This window comes from Sutcliffiella halmapala, assembly GCF_050107295.1.
GTDB classification, from domain to species: Bacteria; Bacillota; Bacilli; order Bacillales; family Bacillaceae_I; genus Sutcliffiella_A; species Sutcliffiella_A halmapala_A.
Genome location: NZ_JBNIKR010000002.1, coordinates 179,768 through 197,394, shown reverse-complemented (window position 1 = coordinate 197,394; position 17,627 = coordinate 179,768). Strand labels below are relative to the sequence as shown.

Annotated in this window: 27 protein-coding genes and 1 riboswitch; of the genes, 11 read left to right on the top strand and 16 right to left on the bottom strand. The window is 36.9% G+C overall.

The features are described 5' to 3' along the window. Positions 1-31: 31 nt before the first annotated feature. The 7 genes from ACQCT5_RS04835 to ACQCT5_RS04805 all read right to left on the bottom strand — a co-directional run bounded on the left by ACQCT5_RS04835 (position 32) and on the right by ACQCT5_RS04805 (position 5,230). Complete coding sequence (locus ACQCT5_RS04835) at positions 32-379, bottom strand: GNAT family N-acetyltransferase (RefSeq protein ID WP_386638976.1); 348 nt, start codon at positions 377-379, stop codon at positions 32-34. 152 nt (positions 380-531) lie between these two features. Beyond that, entirely contained in the window at positions 532-996 is a 465-nt protein-coding gene (gene ribH, locus ACQCT5_RS04830) for a 6,7-dimethyl-8-ribityllumazine synthase (RefSeq protein WP_499639547.1), read from the bottom strand. A gap of 33 nt (positions 997-1,029) precedes the next feature. Beyond that, the gene (locus ACQCT5_RS04825; protein WP_499639981.1) at positions 1,030-2,223 is read right to left on the bottom strand and encodes a bifunctional 3,4-dihydroxy-2-butanone-4-phosphate synthase/GTP cyclohydrolase II; all 1,194 of its coding nucleotides are present in this window, start codon (positions 2,221-2,223) and stop codon (positions 1,030-1,032) included. Positions 2,224-2,247: 24 nt separating this feature from the next. Next, positions 2,248-2,895: a riboflavin synthase gene (ribE, locus tag ACQCT5_RS04820; protein WP_499639545.1), complete on the bottom strand. Its 648-nt coding sequence runs from the start codon at positions 2,893-2,895 to the stop codon at positions 2,248-2,250. 12 nt (positions 2,896-2,907) lie between these two features. Next, positions 2,908-3,990 (bottom strand): bifunctional diaminohydroxyphosphoribosylaminopyrimidine deaminase/5-amino-6-(5-phosphoribosylamino)uracil reductase RibD, encoded by a 1,083-nt coding sequence (ribD, locus tag ACQCT5_RS04815; RefSeq protein WP_499639979.1) that lies wholly within the window; start codon positions 3,988-3,990, stop codon positions 2,908-2,910. A 128-nt stretch (positions 3,991-4,118) separates the two neighbouring features. Further along, a riboswitch (FMN riboswitch) is annotated at positions 4,119-4,268 on the bottom strand. 283 nt (positions 4,269-4,551) lie between these two features. Next, the gene (locus tag ACQCT5_RS04810) at positions 4,552-4,782 is read right to left on the bottom strand and encodes a hypothetical protein (RefSeq protein ID WP_499639543.1); all 231 of its coding nucleotides are present in this window, start codon (positions 4,780-4,782) and stop codon (positions 4,552-4,554) included. 121 nt (positions 4,783-4,903) lie between these two features. After that, positions 4,904-5,230, bottom strand: a complete 327-nt coding sequence (locus ACQCT5_RS04805) for a hypothetical protein (RefSeq protein WP_499639541.1) — start codon at positions 5,228-5,230, stop codon at positions 4,904-4,906. 313 nt (positions 5,231-5,543) lie between these two features. Between ACQCT5_RS04805 and ACQCT5_RS04800 the strand changes: the two genes are divergently transcribed. Continuing rightward, positions 5,544-5,780, top strand: coding sequence for a helix-turn-helix domain-containing protein (locus ACQCT5_RS04800; RefSeq protein WP_499639539.1), 237 nt, complete (start codon positions 5,544-5,546; stop codon positions 5,778-5,780). A 27-nt stretch (positions 5,781-5,807) separates the two neighbouring features. Here ACQCT5_RS04800 and ACQCT5_RS04795 read toward each other — a convergent pair whose 3' ends face one another. Beyond that, the gene (locus ACQCT5_RS04795) at positions 5,808-6,077 is read right to left on the bottom strand and encodes a hypothetical protein (protein ID WP_499639537.1); all 270 of its coding nucleotides are present in this window, start codon (positions 6,075-6,077) and stop codon (positions 5,808-5,810) included. Positions 6,078-6,226: 149 nt separating this feature from the next. Next, positions 6,227-6,457: a helix-turn-helix domain-containing protein gene (locus tag ACQCT5_RS04790; protein ID WP_499639535.1), complete on the bottom strand. Its 231-nt coding sequence runs from the start codon at positions 6,455-6,457 to the stop codon at positions 6,227-6,229. Between the two features lie 317 nt (positions 6,458-6,774). Here ACQCT5_RS04790 and ACQCT5_RS04785 point away from each other — a divergent pair, with 317 nt between their 5' ends. From ACQCT5_RS04785 to ACQCT5_RS04740, 10 genes are all read left to right on the top strand, one after another. Next, entirely contained in the window at positions 6,775-8,076 is a 1,302-nt protein-coding gene (locus ACQCT5_RS04785; protein WP_499639533.1) for an FtsK/SpoIIIE domain-containing protein, read from the top strand. After that, entirely contained in the window at positions 8,003-8,593 is a 591-nt protein-coding gene (locus ACQCT5_RS04780; RefSeq protein WP_499639531.1) for a replication-relaxation family protein, read from the top strand. The genes ACQCT5_RS04785 and ACQCT5_RS04780 overlap by 74 nt, the downstream gene beginning before the upstream one ends. Before the next feature lie 12 nt (positions 8,594-8,605). Beyond that, positions 8,606-9,067 carry a hypothetical protein gene (locus tag ACQCT5_RS04775; RefSeq protein WP_499639529.1) on the top strand — a complete coding sequence of 154 codons (462 nt, stop codon included), beginning with the start codon at positions 8,606-8,608 and terminating at the stop codon, positions 9,065-9,067. 100 nt (positions 9,068-9,167) lie between these two features. Continuing rightward, a complete protein-coding gene (locus ACQCT5_RS04770; protein ID WP_499639527.1) occupies positions 9,168-9,815 on the top strand; it encodes a M23 family metallopeptidase in 648 nt (215 codons plus the stop codon). A gap of 100 nt (positions 9,816-9,915) precedes the next feature. Beyond that, on the top strand, positions 9,916-10,260 hold the full coding sequence (locus ACQCT5_RS04765) for a DUF898 family protein (protein ID WP_499639525.1): 345 nt from the start codon (positions 9,916-9,918) through the stop codon (positions 10,258-10,260). A gap of 64 nt (positions 10,261-10,324) precedes the next feature. After that, positions 10,325-10,564 carry a sunset domain-containing protein gene (locus ACQCT5_RS04760; RefSeq protein WP_499639523.1) on the top strand — a complete coding sequence of 80 codons (240 nt, stop codon included), beginning with the start codon at positions 10,325-10,327 and terminating at the stop codon, positions 10,562-10,564. A gap of 11 nt (positions 10,565-10,575) precedes the next feature. Continuing rightward, positions 10,576-10,728, top strand: coding sequence for a hypothetical protein (locus tag ACQCT5_RS04755; protein ID WP_499639521.1), 153 nt, complete (start codon positions 10,576-10,578; stop codon positions 10,726-10,728). A 73-nt stretch (positions 10,729-10,801) separates the two neighbouring features. Continuing rightward, positions 10,802-11,134, top strand: a complete 333-nt coding sequence (locus ACQCT5_RS04750) for a hypothetical protein (RefSeq protein WP_499639519.1) — start codon at positions 10,802-10,804, stop codon at positions 11,132-11,134. 82 nt (positions 11,135-11,216) lie between these two features. Then, entirely contained in the window at positions 11,217-11,762 is a 546-nt protein-coding gene (locus ACQCT5_RS04745; RefSeq protein ID WP_499639517.1) for a superinfection exclusion B family protein, read from the top strand. 88 nt (positions 11,763-11,850) lie between these two features. Beyond that, entirely contained in the window at positions 11,851-12,432 is a 582-nt protein-coding gene (locus ACQCT5_RS04740; RefSeq protein ID WP_499639515.1) for a hypothetical protein, read from the top strand. 154 nt (positions 12,433-12,586) lie between these two features. Here ACQCT5_RS04740 and ACQCT5_RS04735 read toward each other — a convergent pair whose 3' ends face one another. The 7 genes from ACQCT5_RS04735 to ACQCT5_RS04705 form a co-directional block, all read right to left on the bottom strand. Continuing rightward, complete coding sequence (locus ACQCT5_RS04735; protein ID WP_499639513.1) at positions 12,587-13,270, bottom strand: GIY-YIG nuclease family protein; 684 nt, start codon at positions 13,268-13,270, stop codon at positions 12,587-12,589. Positions 13,271-13,317: 47 nt separating this feature from the next. After that, positions 13,318-15,594: a phage tail tape measure protein gene (locus tag ACQCT5_RS04730; RefSeq protein ID WP_499639511.1), complete on the bottom strand. Its 2,277-nt coding sequence runs from the start codon at positions 15,592-15,594 to the stop codon at positions 13,318-13,320. Between the two features lie 3 nt (positions 15,595-15,597). After that, a complete protein-coding gene (locus tag ACQCT5_RS04725) occupies positions 15,598-15,780 on the bottom strand; it encodes a hypothetical protein (RefSeq protein ID WP_499639509.1) in 183 nt (60 codons plus the stop codon). Positions 15,781-15,911: 131 nt separating this feature from the next. Beyond that, positions 15,912-16,238: a hypothetical protein gene (locus tag ACQCT5_RS04720; protein WP_499639507.1), complete on the bottom strand. Its 327-nt coding sequence runs from the start codon at positions 16,236-16,238 to the stop codon at positions 15,912-15,914. A 57-nt stretch (positions 16,239-16,295) separates the two neighbouring features. Next, the gene (locus tag ACQCT5_RS04715; RefSeq protein ID WP_499639506.1) at positions 16,296-16,841 is read right to left on the bottom strand and encodes a hypothetical protein; all 546 of its coding nucleotides are present in this window, start codon (positions 16,839-16,841) and stop codon (positions 16,296-16,298) included. 7 nt (positions 16,842-16,848) lie between these two features. Beyond that, positions 16,849-17,298: a hypothetical protein gene (locus ACQCT5_RS04710; protein WP_499639504.1), complete on the bottom strand. Its 450-nt coding sequence runs from the start codon at positions 17,296-17,298 to the stop codon at positions 16,849-16,851. Then, positions 17,295-17,627 carry a hypothetical protein gene (locus ACQCT5_RS04705; protein WP_499639502.1) on the bottom strand — a complete coding sequence of 111 codons (333 nt, stop codon included), beginning with the start codon at positions 17,625-17,627 and terminating at the stop codon, positions 17,295-17,297. The genes ACQCT5_RS04710 and ACQCT5_RS04705 overlap by 4 nt, the downstream gene beginning before the upstream one ends.

Here is a 17,627-nt window from a genome sequence, read left to right as displayed (position 1 = left end):
ACTGTTAAATGCTAGCAAGCTTGAGAGAAAATCACTGCTCAAAATCACATTTCTCAATAAATGCAGTTGTATACTCTGTTGTCTTTACAGATTTACCAGGATACATTTCTTTTAAAGCTTTTACCATTTCTTTCCCGCATCCTTGTCCGCGGTGAGAGGGACTTACACTTATATGCTGGATTGTATAACTGTCCTCATCCATGACAATGCCTATTATTCCAAGGATATCTTCTACCTTCCAAAGAAATAGCTGCCAGTTGTCATTCTCTTCGTAATCCTTCATCGTCTGCTGAAGTTTTTTCAGTTCTCTTTCCGTTGGCATAAACGACATAAGACCCATGGCGATTTTTTCAAAGCTCTTCTTATAACGAATTAACATACATTACCCCTCATTATCGAAAAAACTTTCTTACTAATAGTAATAGTATAGGCAACCAGATTGCAATGGTGCCATTCCAGTACGGATATCTCACTCTTAAATATACATTCTATCCAATCGCCGCGGGATTGTATACCTTTTTGGAATAAATCTTAAAATTCACGTAACAGATTTGCCATTTCGATTGCTGACGCTGCCGCTTCCCAGCCCTTGTTACCGGCCTTTGTGCCTGCACGTTCAATCGCCTGCTCAATCGTTTCCGTTGTCAGCACGCCAAAAATAACAGGTATCCCTGATTGCATGGAAGCTTGGGAGACCCCTTTGGCCGCTTCATTACACACATAATCGAAATGTGGAGTGGATCCTCGGATAACAGTTCCTAATGTAATGACCGCATCATATTTTCCGGAATCGGCCATGCGTTTAGCCACCAACGGAATTTCAAACGCTCCAGGCACCCATGCTACATCGACACTTCCTTCTTCCACGCCATGTCTTTTCAACGCATCCTGTGCGCCACCCAACAGCTTGCTTGTAATGAACTCATTGAATCTTCCTACAACGATTCCTACCTTCAGTCCTGTACCTACCAAATTGCCTTCATATATATTTCCCATTTCATATACCTCCAGTAAATTATGATTTATTTATTAAAAGTGAAGCATATGCCCCAGTTTGCTATGTTTTGTTTTGAGATAGTTTTCATTTGCTTCTTTTGTCGGCATCTGAAGTGCGATGCGATCGACCACTTCCAGGTCGTATCCCTTCAGACCGGCAATTTTTCTAGGATTATTCGTTAACAGATTCATTTTGGAAATACCAAGATCACGGAGAATCTGGGCCCCGATTCCATAGTCTCTGAGATCAGCACCAAATCCAAGCTTTTCATTGGCTTCCACAGTGTCGAAGCCTTGCTCCTGAAGCTTATAGGCTCGCATTTTGTTTAGCAGGCCGATCCCACGGCCTTCTTGCCTCATATAGAGCAGCACACCGTTTCCTGCCTTCTCGATCTGGGCCAGGGCGGCATGGAGCTGCGGACCGCAGTCACAACGGTTTGAACCGAATACATCTCCTGTCAGACATTCTGAATGGACCCGGACAAGTGTAGGTGTTTCAGGATCAATATCTCCCTTCACCAGGGCTACATGTTCTTTTCCATCGACAATATTGGAATAGCCGATGGCCCTGAAGTTTCCAAATTCAGTAGGAAGCTTTATTTCCACTTCTCGCTGAACAAGCTTGTCCTTTCGGTTACGGTATTGGATCAGGTCCTTGATTGTTATCATTTTCAAATCAAACTTGTCCGCAATCTCCCTAAGCTGCGGAACCCTTGCCATGGAGCCATCCTCATTCATGATTTCACAAATGACACCGGCAGGGTAGGAACCGCTCATCACGGCGAGATCCACAGCAGCTTCCGTATGACCGGCGCGACGCAGTACTCCACCCTTTTTCGCCACCAACGGGAAGATATGTCCTGGACGCTTAAAGTCACCAGCTTTAGCAGCCGGAGAAAGAAGTTCAATGATAGTAGCTGAACGTTCATAGGCTGAGATACCTGTTGTTGTAGATTTATGATCAATGCTAACCGTAAAAGCCGTGCCATGGGAATCAGTATTGTGGTTGACCATTGGCGCGAGGTCTAGCTTTTCAGCCAACTCCTCCACGACCGGTACACAGATCAGACCACGTCCATGGGTCGCCATGAAATTGATGACAGCAGGAGTAGCCTTCTCTGCCAGGGATACAAAATCACCTTCATTCTCACGGTCCTCATCATCACAGACGATGATCACTTTTCCCTCTTGCAGGTCTTTTAGTGCTTCCTCTATTGTATTGAAAATTGTACTCATCCATCTTCACCCACCTTATTTGTATCCATGCTCTTCCAGAAAAGACGCTGAAATGCTGGAATTCGCTTTCGGTTCTTGTCTATTCAATAGATGATCCATATATTTGGCCAGCATGTCGACTTCAATATTGACCTTATCTCCCTTTCCTTTTTCACCCAGGATCGTCTCCTGCATGGTGTGTGGAATCAAAGAGATTGTGAAGCTGTTTTCCGCAACCCCAAATATGGTCAGGCTCGTACCATCCACAGTTACCGACCCTTTTAGCATAAGAAATCTAGCCAGGTCATCTCCAACTGAAATCGTGTAATAGACCGCGTTGGAAACACTTCTCTTCTCCTGGATCACGCCAGTCCCATCCACATGTCCGCTGACAAAGTGGCCGCCAAACCTGCCATTGGCACTCATGGCACGCTCCAGATTCACCTTGGAACCTGCCGCGAGCTCGCTCAACGATGTAGCATGAACCGTTTCAGGCATTACATCCACCGTAAAACGATTAGCGGAAAAGGTAGTCACTGTTAGGCAGACACCATTTACTGCGATACTATCTCCAAGCTTGACGTCCTCCAGCACTTTCTTTGCTGTGATTTCCAATACGATGGCCTTATCGCCGCGGATAATCTGCTTGACTGTACCTATTTCTTCTATAATACCCGTAAACAATAGATTCCCTCCTTACAGGGGCACGGAAACAATCTTGATATCCTGCCCGATTCTAGTGCACTCTTTTATCCTCAGATTCATGCAATCAGCCATTGAACTAAATCCCGCACCGCCAATCATAGTTGGCGCCTCGGCACCTCCGATCAATTTAGGTGCGATATAGGTGATCACCTGGTTAATCGCACCAGATTGGAGAAAGCTGCCATTAACCGTTGCGCCCCCTTCTACAAACAGGGAAGTGATGCCACGATCACCAAGTAAAGTCAGGAGATTCTCTATCTCTATTTCTTTAGTTGGCAGTTTCATTACCGTCACTTGCTGATTGGTAAGTGCTTCGATTTTCTCCTCATTGGCTTCAGCACCTGTAATGATCCAGGTAGGTGCCTGCCTGTCATTGATGATACCTGCATCGATTGGCATCCTTAAATGTGTATCAAGGATGATTCTTACCGGATTCTTCCCACCATTCGGGAGTCTGGTCGTCAAACTGGGATTATCAGCAATCACTGTTCCCACACCAACAAGGATTGCATCATGCTGGTGTCGGTAGCGGTGAACATCAAGGCGTGCGTCTTCACCGGTGATCCACTTGCTGTCTTTTGTAAAAGTTGCTGTTTTTCCGTCAAGACTGGATGCTGTTTTTAACGTGACATAGGGCTTTTTCGTTTTTATATAATGAAAAAATACATCATTTAATGCCAGTGCCTCTGATACACAAATCCCCACATCCACTATAATACCGGCTTTTTCCAACTTTTTGATTCCTGCTCCAGCAACTAATGGATTCGGATCCACAGAAGCGATGACCACTCTTTTTACCTTTGATTGAATCAAAAGGTCTGAGCAAGGAGGCGTTTTGCCATGATGGCTGCATGGCTCCAAGGTCACATATACAGTGGATCCATCAGCCTTTTTGCCGGCCATCCTGATTGCATGCACTTCCGCATGTGCTTCTCCCGCCTTTAAATGGGCACCAAACCCGACAATCTCCCCATCCTTCACCACAACCGATCCTACCACGGGATTTGGAGAGGTCTGCCCAGTCGCTTTTTTTGCAAGATCAATAGCAACATTCATATAATACTGATCGTCCAAATACACTACCCCGCCTTCTATCATACAAAAAACCCCTAAGTCATTAGCCTTAGGGGTGTAGAAGATTAAAATTGCGTATAGGAAAATAAACAGTGTCACATATGTGATTTTTCACTGTTTTCGCAAACTTAATCCTTCTCCCATCCAGACTTTCACTGTCGGCTCTGGAGTTGCACCAGATCCACCGCTAACTGTCAAACAATTAACGGGTCACGGACTAAGAAGCACAAGGCTTCATCACCGCCGGTAGGGAATTACACCCACCCCCGAAGGACAAACTTATTAAATTTTAAGCTCCATTAATATCCTATGATGTTTCAGCATGCATTATGACAAGGATTTCTAAGAAACTACATCTCACCTAATTTCCTCGGATTTCTTAAAAAATCCTACCATTTCAGATGATTTCCTACCAAAATCCTACCACTGCCCTAAGCATTACCTACCAATGGAATTGCTACAACTGAAAAGAATGTTATCATAGAAAAATTAAAAAAAGCAAGGAATTGATTTCCCTGCTTTCCATTATACACATTTTTTATTTTTATCACATATTAAATGTTATTCCCCTTCACCAAAATAATTCTCCCAAGTAACTTCTGCATTATGTATTCTCAACGTTGCTACAACTTCACCAGTAACCGGATCAACCACATTTAATATTCTACCTTCATCTAACTTGCTCGTTCTCATATCAGCTTCTAACATTGCCATATGCCCCTTATTAGAATCAACCTCAATAGAAACATCTGCAACCAATTGACCGTACACTTCATTTTTAATCTTCAACATTTTACATTTCCCCTTTGTTTTAAATTTGTATTGATAAATAATCAGTAATGCCTTAAAATAAGAACTAACGTTCGTATTGGTATATTTAGGAGTAGGGATTGGAAACCTCTACTCCCCTTTTTTAATATTTCTTAACTTCACTTTCCCCTTCAGGAACAAGCCCAAGATTAAACTCATTTTTGTTATCACAAATCTTAGTTAGATAATCAAAGAGTGGAATTTCAAGCATCTTCTTAATGTCAATAAACAACTTTTCTTTATTGATAATTTTGATGTTTTCAGCGATTGTTGGCATCAAAGCTTTTGTTTCTTCTATATAAACCTCTGGATCTTCAGTTTTTCCCACTTTCACCATGAATACCGTATTCCCATCTGCAAAAAGCGCATGTTTTTCATTAACTAACATTCCCTCAAAAATTTGATCGTAATGTAGTTTTACTTTAATCACTTTACATAACCCTCCTTCCTTATTATTTCGTGCATCAGACGTTTATAAAGCTTCAAACGCTCACTTCTGTACTTGAAGTTTCTAGGCTGCTTCTTAGATGGATGAACTGAACCTTTCTCAGCAACTTTACGAGTGTAAAATGAAATTCTACTAGTTAGGCTTTTAACCACTTTAACCACCCTTTCGACTACGTTATTTAGTAACTAACATAAATATACAATGACTAAATAACAAAGTCAACAACTTTTGACTACTTTTTTTAGTCGTTGTGATATAATGGAAATAAATTTAGTTTTAATAAAGGTGGAATAATATGGGGAGCCGAGTTAAATCCAATTTAAAAAGGATATTAGATGAGAGGAAAATGTCCATTAGACAGCTTTCAGAATCTACTGGAATACCTTTTGAAACTGTAAGAAGGTTATATAATGATACGACAGTAAGGTACGAAAGAAACACGTTAGGAAAAATTTGTGATGAACTAAAATTAGATATAAATGATTTACTCGTTCTCGTTGAATCTGAAGACACAAAAACCCACCAAGATTAATTTTCTTAGTGGGTTTTATCTTTGAAACTATAAAATGCTGATTAATAATCCTACAGCTACCGATAAGATAATCAAATTTCTAATATCATCCGGTATTAGCCGCTGCTTTATAAGATATGTACCATAACTGTTTTTAACTCTGATCACTTTTATTGATCTTTGTTTTAATTCAGTTTCTTCCCTTCTTAATTTATCTAGAGATGTATATTGTCCCCTTTTATCCCTCAACTGACCAACCTTTTTTTCTCCTCTTGTTTCTTTCTGTATAATCAGTTTTCTAGTCTTTATTTTTGGCATAGTTGAGCTTCTCCTTTACTTATTACTTGTCCCAATTTATTGCCCAATTTAAAGGAGAATATTCAATTTTTAATAAAAAATCTATGAAAATATTTTTACAAGTAAATTATATTTAATTTTCCTAGATTACAAGTAAATTATATTTAATACTACATACTCCAAAAGTCCTCAGCTTTCTTACTTTCATCTACTTCTCGTACTGCTGCCATAACCCTCTTTATTGTCCCCATGTTAGGGGAATACTCTTCATTCGAACACAACTTACTTATTGTATTACGGCTAATCCCAGTCTTCTTTGACAACCATTCTTGAGTAATTCCTTTTTGATCTAAAAATTGTCCTAATCTTGTTCTTGGCTTTCCAAACCCTTCTTCATGCATAAATAATCATCCCCAAATTTATCAACTATGGACAATTTTCTATGTAGATTTCCAAATCTCCTTTAAAATTCTTCAAAAAAAAGTTGTAAACATGACCAAGCAGTAGTGAATACCATTTAACATGCCTAACAAAAGCACCTAACAATTCGCCAAATACAAAGTTTGTTCTAGTTGCCGAAACTCAGTTCCAATCATTTCGCTAGTCTAGAAATGTGTTTGGTAAATAAAAACGTTATCTCCTTAACCTATATCCACTATAATCTTTTGCCTTTTGTTAGGGACTATTCTACGAATACCTATAGGAAAGGGTGGTGTCTATGTTATTTGAAATTACATCTTCAATTGTAGCTGGTTCACTTGCAGGTTTTTCTTATTATCAAAACTCTGGAGGAGGAAGAAATGATCATTCAAAGATAGTAAATATCGCTCGAAACTGTGGATTGCAAAATAAGGAAGGAAAGGAAATTAGAATTCATCGTAAATCAAAAAAAGATGGCTACACAGAATTTGTTTATCAAATGCCTCAAGGTTTGTCTGCAAAAGAATTCCAAGATAAGATTGATAATTTTCAAGATGGCCTGAACATAAAAAAATCAATTCCTGATATTTCAATCCATGATTTCAAACTAATCAAATGGAGAGGAAATGTTGTAGAACAAATTAAAGCCATATTAGCCAAAAGACAAACTTTGAGTAAAGAAGTAGAAATTACATTTGATGGAATGTTGAAGTTTAGAGTATACAATCAAAAATTGACTGACATTTTCCCATACGATGAAACATTATTCAAACGTTTAAAAGGTTGGCAAATACCTGTAGGGATAGATCGAGATGGAAAGCTAATAAAGCATGACCCAGAAAAAATTGCCCATCTGCTGATTGGCGGAGCCACTGATTTCGGAAAGTCTAACTTCCTTAAGTTACTCATTACTACCCTTATCCATAGAAAGCCGGATGACGTGAAGCTATTCTTGATTGATTTAAAAGGCGGTACGGCCTTTAATCGCTTTAGAGAGTGTAAACAAGTACTGGAAGTTGCTAAGGATGCTGAGGCGGCACTAGATGTCCTCACGTTAGCACAAGAAAAGATGGTGGAGATATACGATTATTTAATTGAAAAAGGCTTTGAAGACGTAAAGGAAGCTGGAATTAATGAAAGATTCTTCATTGTAATAGATGAAGCTGCTGATCTCTCTGAGCATAAAGAATGTCAGGAAATCTTAAAAGATATCGCAAGAAGAGCACGAGCTGCTGGTATGAAATTAATCTATGCAACCCAATACCCAACTACAGAAACTGTAAGTTCCCAAGTGAAGAGAAATTGTATTGGTCGTTTAAGTTTTGTGCTAGATACTGCAACAGCAAGTAATGTTGTCTTAGATCAAAAAGGTGCTGAAAGTCTTCCCCACATTCAAGGACGTGCAATCTATAAGCAGAATGTAAAAACACACATTGTCCAGACACCTTATATTAAGAATGATTTTATCAAACAAACCATTCATCCACATATTCACATCCGTCCAAGAAAGGAGAATGTAGACTCCGATGAAAAAAATGCTCATGAAGGAAAAACGAGTGGACGAAATACTTTGCTCATTGAAAAAACTGAGTTATCTTAGTAGATCCCAGATACAAATCCTACACAAATTCAAATCTACTCGAACAACAAATAAAGTGCTGAAAGACATGGAACAGTATTTAAGTTCTTTTCGAGATGGTGAAAATATCTACTATTTGAATAAGGAAGGACGTGAAAGGGTTAACTCAACAAAAGTATTAAAGAAGACTATACAAGCTAGACATTTTATTATGAGGAATAGTATTTACATTGCCTATGGTTGCCCCTCTACATGGCAAAATGAAATGAAACTAGAAGTTAAGAACAAAGTGAAAATTATTTCAGATGCTTTATTTCAGCGAGATAAAAGGTACTACGTTGTGGAGGTTGATCATACGCAAAAAATGGTAAAAAACAGAAATAAAATCGAAAGGTATAGAAAATTAATTGAATTAAATGTTCTTGAAAAACCTCCCTTCTTTATTTGGATTACTACGACAAATTATAGGAAGAAACAAATTGAAAAATTATGTACTGGATTAGAATATCAAATCTTCACAATAAGCGATTTCCATTGAGGAGGAAAAGATATGTTCAACAAGAAGAAAATTCACACTGTCGGTAGCATTTCAGACTTCATGAAAAAGAAAAATGAAATTTGTGAAGCAGAACTTATTACCATGCAAAAAGGGAAAACAGCAGGATTGTCATTTGGATTGTCAGTATTACCTCTAGCACTTGCCCCACTAACTCAATCTACCTCTGCATTGGCTTCTGGAAATCAAGCGATTGTGGTTAACTCAGCCACAGTTGCAGCAGATACAATGTTTCAAAATATGCTACATGCATTTGATCCACTAATCACTCTAGTTCAAGCTCTAGCCTACCCCATTGCAATGGTTGTCGTACTTGGAGGAGCACTTTTTATAATGATTGGTAACAAGGAAAAAGGTTTCAGTATGATGCAATCTGCTGGCCTTGGTTATGTGTTAGTAACCCTTACCCCTATGATTCTTAACATTCTTGTAGAAGCTATGAAATCAGCAGTTTAGGAGTTGAATAGAATGAAAACATTAACAATTATCGGTTTCTTTATGCTTAAAACTTGGCACGAAAAGCAGAAAATGAAGACTTACTACTGGAGGTGATTACATGAAATTTCGTTTGTCCTCTCAGTATGGTGTATTGGAAGAAATCAGAAATTACAAACCACACACAGGGGTCGATCTTCAGATGCCGGAGCACACGGAATTACGTTCAATTGGAGAAGCAGTTGTAGAAAAAGTTGTAGATTACGGTTCTCAAAACATTGGGAAAGGCGTAATTCTTCGATTAGAAGACGGTACAACAGCCATATACGGGCATATGAGCGATATTAAAGTGAAGGTTGGTCAGATACTAAAGGAAGGTGAAACATTAGGATATAGCGGTAATACTGGTCATTCAACGGGCGCTCATCTTCATTTTGGACTTAAAGATCAAGCAGGAAATTTCATTGACCCTACTCCACTAGCATCTAAATTAGACAGATTGTCAGGCAATCAGTCATTCTGGGATAGGTTTATAGATAATGGAACGGTCGGGAATGTGCAATTCCCCTCCCTTCCTTCTATTAAAGAGTGGATTGGTGATTTTATTCAGTCTGGAATTCATGAATGGATAGGTGATTTTATTCTTGTACTTCCCATATTGCTGACAGTAGGATTAGGAGTTTGGGCATTACTTGGAATGATAAGTAAAAGGTTAGCTGGTTTAGGGTTTACATTAGTGCTAATAAGTGGAGCTACTTTAATCTTATAGAAATAAATAAATTAGTATTATTTTACACTTTTTGAAGGAAAATCTAGATTCTTAGAGAATAAGTATTGGTTATTATTTTTCTTATATTGGGGGAATGGAAATGTCAGAAGCAACATTAAAGTTGCAATCAGAGTCAGCAGTTGAACAAAAATCTTATTTTGACGGAGGCTTGTTGCAGTACATTGGATGGTCAATTTTAGGCTTCCTAGTTACTGTTTGCACATTCGGTATTTGTTATCCTTGGGCAATTACAATGGTTCTAGGATGGAAAGCAAGACATACTGTGATTAACGGAAGAAGATTAGAATTTACAGGTTCAGCAATCGGTCTATTTGGTAATTGGATCAAATGGTGGTTGCTATGCATTATTACTCTTGGAATCTACAGTTTCTGGTTGTTTATAGCGTTAGAAAAGTGGAAGACGAAACATACAAAATTTGCTTAAGTTTAACAAGACCTCTTTATTATTAAGGAGGTCTTTTCTATACAATATACGGAGGTTAAATCCAATGAAGAAGTTAATGGTTATTGTTTGTATGGTAGTTTTAGTTGGATGTAATGAAGATTCTTCTTCCTCAACTACAGTAGAAGATAAAGATTGTGACATAAAAGGAAACCTTACTACTTATAATGGTGAAAAAATATACCATGTTCCAGGTGGACAATTTTATGACGTAACAGATCCTGAAGAATGGTTTTGCTCTGCATCAGAGGCCGAAGATGCAGGATATAGAAAAAGTAAAAGATAAGGAGGAATTATATGAGTATCAATAAAACAAGAGGATTTTTATATTGGTTAGCAAAAATATTGGGAGATGTAAATGCTGTCAAAAAGGGGAAAGTGAAGCAGCGTATTGCAAGGAGAATTACAGGGAAGATAACTGGGAGAATGATGGGGAAGATTTTCAAATAATTTCAAAATTCTACATTTTTTACTACCACCCCTTTCTAGGTAAATGTTACCATATAGAAAGGGGTGTTTTATTTTGTCGAAAACTTTCTATGCTGCCGAGATAAAGTTTGTTGCTTCGGTTGCTTGGGCTTGCTATACATGTGATAAATCACATGTTCATTTATTAGTACGTGATGTTAACCATGGTAAAAAGTATGTGGGGATTCCAACAGTTGCAACTAATAGGACACCAAGAAAAGTTGATGATTTGATAATTTGTAGGATTGATGGGGAAATGGTTGAGGATCTTCATTTACAAGCTGGTAAGGATAAGGTTAGTCAAGAATGGTTGGAGTATGTGGTTGAGCAGAAGGTTAAGGGTGACAGCTATGTGGGTTTGGCGAGGTTTAAGAGGAGGATAAAGTGATATATTCTTATTTTGAATGTATAGTAGATTCATAAATGGGCGATAATATTTATGTAAAACCTACTTCAAGGGGGAAATATTTATGAATCTTAGTGCGAGTATAAAAGACATTTTAACATTGCCGACTAACATTATGGCAGCAATATCTTTAGCAAGTGGTGTATTATTGTTTTCACCAAAATCTTTTTTGGAACGTTTATACATTGTTGATTTTCGAGACGAAAACGGATTTATGATTGGCCTTGTCTTCATATTAATGGTTTCAATATTAATAATAAATTTAGTCTTCAATAGTATGAAGGTAATATCTGACCAAAAAAGAAATAAAGAATTCTATAAAAATGCAAAAGTGAAAATTTTAGGTTTAAGTGATTATCAAAAAGCAATTATTTACGGCTTGTTTGAAGAAGAGAATAGGACATATCCCTTACCCTTATTTGATGGGGCTGTTCAAGAATTAGAGCATTTATATATTATCAAAAAGGCTACCACTACTGTACTTACTGCAAACCCGAACAATCCAGAGATACCGTATTTCCTTCAACCATGGGTAGTTAGTGAAATTAAAAAGCAACCTGATATACTTGAAAATTTAATGTTAGCTTCAAAAAAATACGACTACAAATAGAAATACATAAATTAACAATTATAGAGGTATTTAGTACCGCGTTATAGAATATCCTTCTTTGAGGTCAAATTCAAAGGAGGATATTATTTTGCTAAAAAATGTATTATTAGCAGTAATATTAATTTTTATTTTAGTGGGTTGTTCTTCTGAGGGATCAAATGAGGAAACAATTACTGAGGAAGATAATCAAGAGGAAATAGCTAGGGCACACTTAGAAGAGTACTTGGAGTTTATGAAAGTTGGAGATTTAGAAAATGCTACTAAATATCTCGGTACTACGGATAATCTACTCGATGTTTTTGAATATACATACTTAGATTTAATTGAAGAATATATAGAACCCGATAAAACTACAATATTCAGAAAAGAATTTTTAGAGGACAAAGAATTACAGAAAGATTATAAAAATTGGGTTGATATGATTGATCATTATGAAAGTAATGAGGAATATGAAACATTTACCTCGGAGGACAAATACGGTTCAGTTGGCGTCCTTATTTATTGGAAAGAAGGTGTAGGTAATCAAGCTTATAAATTCCTCTATGATATGGAAATTGCAAATGGATTGGGGAACAAATTATATAAAAAAGTGGAGTTTGATTTACAATATACAGAAGCATTCGAGGGGACAGAAGAAGGTTATAAAATAACTAAGATAAATATTCGATAAAATAATTACGTCTTGGACTTTAATTCGCATGTTCAAGACGTATTTTAATGTAATGTTAACAAATAGAAATTTTGCAATGAATCCTACTATTACTTTTTGAGAAAAACGCTCATATCGAAGTGTTAGACATGTTAGAACTTAAAAGATGAGGACTTTAAACTGTCTTTCCAAGTCTATTTAATTCAGGCATAAACTCCGCAATTGCCACTGCTTCCACAACATATTGCATGGATAGTTCATCAATGTATTGTAAAGCAATTTCGTCTGCCGATTGAAGGTAGCCATCTTTTGATGCATGACTAATTAACCTATTTTGAAGATTTATAGATCGGCCTACATAGAAAACTACTCCATCTTTTAATAAGAAGTAAACTCCTCCTATTTTCGGAATGGCTTCCTTCACAAAATATTTAAGATTTTCTCGTTCTACTTTTGAAATGTCTATTTGATTGTGAAATGATACATTAACTTCCATCTTCTCACCTCTACTTTTTCTCATGCTCTTTCTTGATGACTCCCTGTTCATTTCTTCTTTACAAAGATCACAGTATTTATGTTTATTGTTATTCTTAACGAATTCCTTCGAACACCTTGAACAGTTTGCTATATTACTATTAGGGTTTACATTCTCAGTTTCAGTTATTTCTAGCCAGTAGTTTTCTTCCAATGACTTATCTGATGGTAATAATGAACTTTCAAAATACACACATCTACAGTGACCTAAAAATTTATTATTATCATAAGAACAAGTGCTTTCAGTTAAAATACAATTATCTGCATGACTGAAATAAGCACAGTTATTTTTAGCCATACTTTTTATCTTATTTTTTATAGTCATGTAATCAACTCCTTAAAATAGAAATAACCCCTCCAATGAAGGAGAGGTTATAAAGAAAATTTCATACCTCGGTCACTTAAACCATCAACAAAACTTCCTGCGACATACTTACTTATCTTTTTCAGTTCGTTAGCATCTAAGTTGGTCTTAGAATTAATGGTAATTGGCATATGAACCGTTATATCTTGGTTATGTGAAGTTGTACTATTATTATTTCTGTTGTATGTAGTGTTACCACCTAAAATTCTATCCTGAAGCCTTTGATATACCGCATCGGCAAATGGATTCATCTGATTACCAACTAACGGAACAATAGCTTCTTTACCAGCTTCCCCCAAACCTGCAATAGTAGGCTTGTCGAAGAAACCACCGTATTTATGCCATTTAATATCGAAATCAGGATAAGGTATTCCCCATGAGTTTTCTTTCATGGAGACTGAAACTTTAGGAAGTTTTAACTTTGGTAAACTCCAACTAAAATTAAAAGCATCCTTGATTTTCTGAATCATTTTTTTCACAGTATCAACTGCATCCGTTATCGGACTAGTAATTGCATTTTTAATTTTGTTGAAGATATCCTTTGCACTTGTCCATACATTATTAAATATGTCGGAGACTGTAGATTTCATGGTATTGAACCTTGATTTCACATTATCAACTATTCCTGAAACCACTGAGGACACCGTACTTTTAATCCCATTCCAAATATCTGAAAACAAATCAGCCAAGAATGATAAAGCAACATTCACTGTAGTTTTAATAACATTTAGTGCTTGAGAAATAACACCTGAAATCGCTTCAAATACACCACTTACTATTTGCTTAATTCCCTTCCAAGCCTTATCCCAATCACCTGTCAGGACACCAAGAACAGTGTTTATTATTCCTTTAATTACATCTAGAACACCACTTATGACCTTCGATATATTTTCAAATGCAGAAGTTGCATATTTTACAATATCATCACCATATTTTTGCCATAGGATAGTTGCAGATTCAGTAAATGAAGCAATAATTTCTTTAACTGTGTTGATAACATCAGTAATCACTTCTTTAATCTTTGAGAAGTTGGAATTCGTGGAATCATTAGCTTCTGTAAATGCAGTTTTTATTTTCGAAACATATTCAATTGCTGTCCCAATCACATCACCAATTACTGTAAAAGCATTGGAAATAAACTCTTGGATTTGAGGCATATTAGCAATAATGAAATCGGTGAATTGACCTAACAATGGAAGTACGTGTTCCCTCATTGGTTCGATCATGGCAGTCTGGAAGTTACGTCCGATTCCTGACATAGCTTCTCCAAATGAATCGTACTTGACTTCATTAATCTCTGCAAGAGCATCATTTGAAAGACTCGCAGTAGTTCCTATGTTACCTAATGCACCGATAGCATCTGCTTCAAGGTCTTCAAACATTGATCCAAATAAAGCTACACCAGCAGTATTCTTATCTACCGGATCTTCAAGTGAATTTAATGAATCCATCACCTGTTGGAATGCTGTCTGTGCAGTATCTCCACCAGCAGCAAACTTAGCGGTCATTTCCTCTGCATTTAGCCCAAGTAACTCATAACCTTCCGCTGATGCTTTTGAACCGTCCTTAGCTCGGATATTAAACTCTTTTACAGCATCCCCTACCTTATCAATTGAAAAAGCTCCGTTTTCAGCTCCATCAATTAAAGAATTAGTGAACTCCTCTGCCGTAAATCCAAGTGCCTCATATGCCGGAGCATACTCATTTAAAGTATCAAGCAAATCACCGTTTTTATCAGCACCGTTTTGTATGCCTTGTGCCATGAGATTAAATGCTTCTTCTGAAGAAATTCCAAATTGTTTCATTAGTGAGTTAGCTGCATTTGTAGATTCTGAAACATCTTTACCAAAAGTATCTCGAAGCATTAATGCGTTTTGCGTAGCATTTTCTAAAGCCTCACCTGTTAATCCAGTATTCTGCTTTACTAATGCCATGCTATCTGCAATATCTTGGAATGATTCTCCAAAATTGTTATTGTAGATGTTCATAAGACTGTCTTCCATAGCTTTAATTTCTACTTCTGTTGCACCAGTTGAAGATTGAAGTCCATTTAAAGCTTTTTGAAGATCATCAGAAGCCTTAAATCCTGCACCAGCAATACCAACAAATGCTGCGGCAAGTCCTGCAACAGCACCTAAAGCTACTCCACCAATTACTTTTCCCATGCTTGATACTTTCTTTTCACTGTTGTTCATAGCTTTATCAGCATCATTTAAGCCTCTAACTAAACCTGAATTATCTAGAGTAATTTCAGCACGATAGCCACCTATATCATATGTAGACATATATTAATAACCTCCCTTCTCTTTAGAGGTATAACCTGTAAGAGATCGAATAGCGGAAAGATCAGCATCCACTCTTGGATTCGCATAGCGATATGCTTTCTTCAGATATTCACGTCCCTCTTCCGTTTTCTTTAATTCATGGATATGATATTGCCTGATGAGAGATAAAAAATGACTGTGAGGCATTTTTAAAACATCCATGTAGGGCATCGTGTAATAATGAGAAAGTATTGCAATATCACTAAACAACTCATAATCTTGGCTCTCTCCATAAGAAAATCCCGCACTTCCCTTGGTATCGGGAAAATACGGGATTTTTAGTTTGGGTTCTGTGAATTCTCAGTCACTTTCGCTTTGTACAACTCTACAATCGCCTTCATTTGACTAAGACTTACATTTTTATTTACAAACTCTTCATTTACATCTCTTGTTTCATCTTGATCAAGAATCATAGAAGCCATCTTCACGAATAGATTAAACTGTTCCTTACTTGTTGTTGCCTTTATAGCCTTATCTTCAAAATCCAGAAGGTGATTTACTAATTCAACACTAGGCTCAGAGGGAATAGTAAAGGTATCATCCTCTGAAAATTTAAGTATCAATGGTTCTGCTGTTAATAGGGATAAATCAATAATATTTGACATTGTATGTCCTCCTTAAAATTGGTTAAATAAAAAAAGAAGGGTTGCCCCTCCTTTGAATTAATACTCTTCTGTAATTCTCACGATATTTCCATTTGGTCTACTTGAATCAGCCAATAGCTTAAACTCAAAATTGAATACAGTTTCAGCTTCTGGATTAAATACCATTTGCAACCCACTACGATTCTGAGCACGGAACATATCTAAGTATAGTGGCTTACCATCGACACGTTTTGTATGCACGAATCGCAATTGTTTGATGGGAACTGTACGTAATCCCCCAATACCCATAGTTCGTTTACTTGATAATGTATCGTCTTCGTAGTACGCTGCTGAGATTTCAGATAATCTTTCTAAATTTAATGTGCAAATACCAGCATTAAATACTACCTCTTCAGAGGTCATGAAGCTAGATATGATTTGATTTAATTCTCCACCTCGTACATCAGCGAAGTTTTGAGTAACGTTTAGCGAAGCCTCTCCACTTGATTCACCGATTTGAAGTAATGCTGCTTCAATTTCCTCTTCTGTTGCTGTGTCAATATCGATCGTATCAGGAACGATATATAAAGTTCCACTTCCGAATAAAATAGGTTCTGTTGACATAAATAATTCATCCTTTCAATTTAACTAAATAGTATTGTGTTTGTTCGAAAAGCTTTTCTTCTTCATGAAAAAGAAAATTCCCACCTGTGAGAAGTTGGGAATGTAAAATAGTTGTGTCGTTGACTAGGTTAGTAGGACGACTAATATTTGGTTTATTAAAATCGAGGATTTCAATTAACCTTTTGGTGATATCCTTTAGTTGTAATTCATCTGAAACAACCAACGTGACTTTAACTCTATACTCAGAAGTAACCACGTTCTGAGTTAAAGGGATTACATCATAAACGATATAGGGATAATCAATAAAACTACCTTTCTCGTTCACTTGATGGGCATTGTTATAAACATTCTGAGGACGTCCAAAGAATATCTTATGACTTTGTTCTTGGGGAAAATGGTTCAATAATGAGCATAGAGAAGCATCAGACGCAAGATATTGATAAGTAGCTGTAATCATGTTGTTTTCATTCCTTCATGGATCATTTCCTTGATTTGATCCAAATTTTGTTCAATCCCATCACGAATATAAGGCTGAGATTTTATGTTTTTTACCGTAGAACCCTCGTGAACAACGGCAGCATACTCAACATTATTGGCTCCGGCTTCAATGACAGACTTGTTTTCCTGATGAGTTGCCTCAGCTCCACTATTACGTCTTAAATGTCCTGTTTCCCCAACAGGTGCACGTTGCTTAATTCCCCTTTCCAAAAGCATAGAAATATCATTAGCAACCTTAATCCTTTTTTGATTTGCATCTTGAATTGCTTGATTAATTCTTAGAGCCAT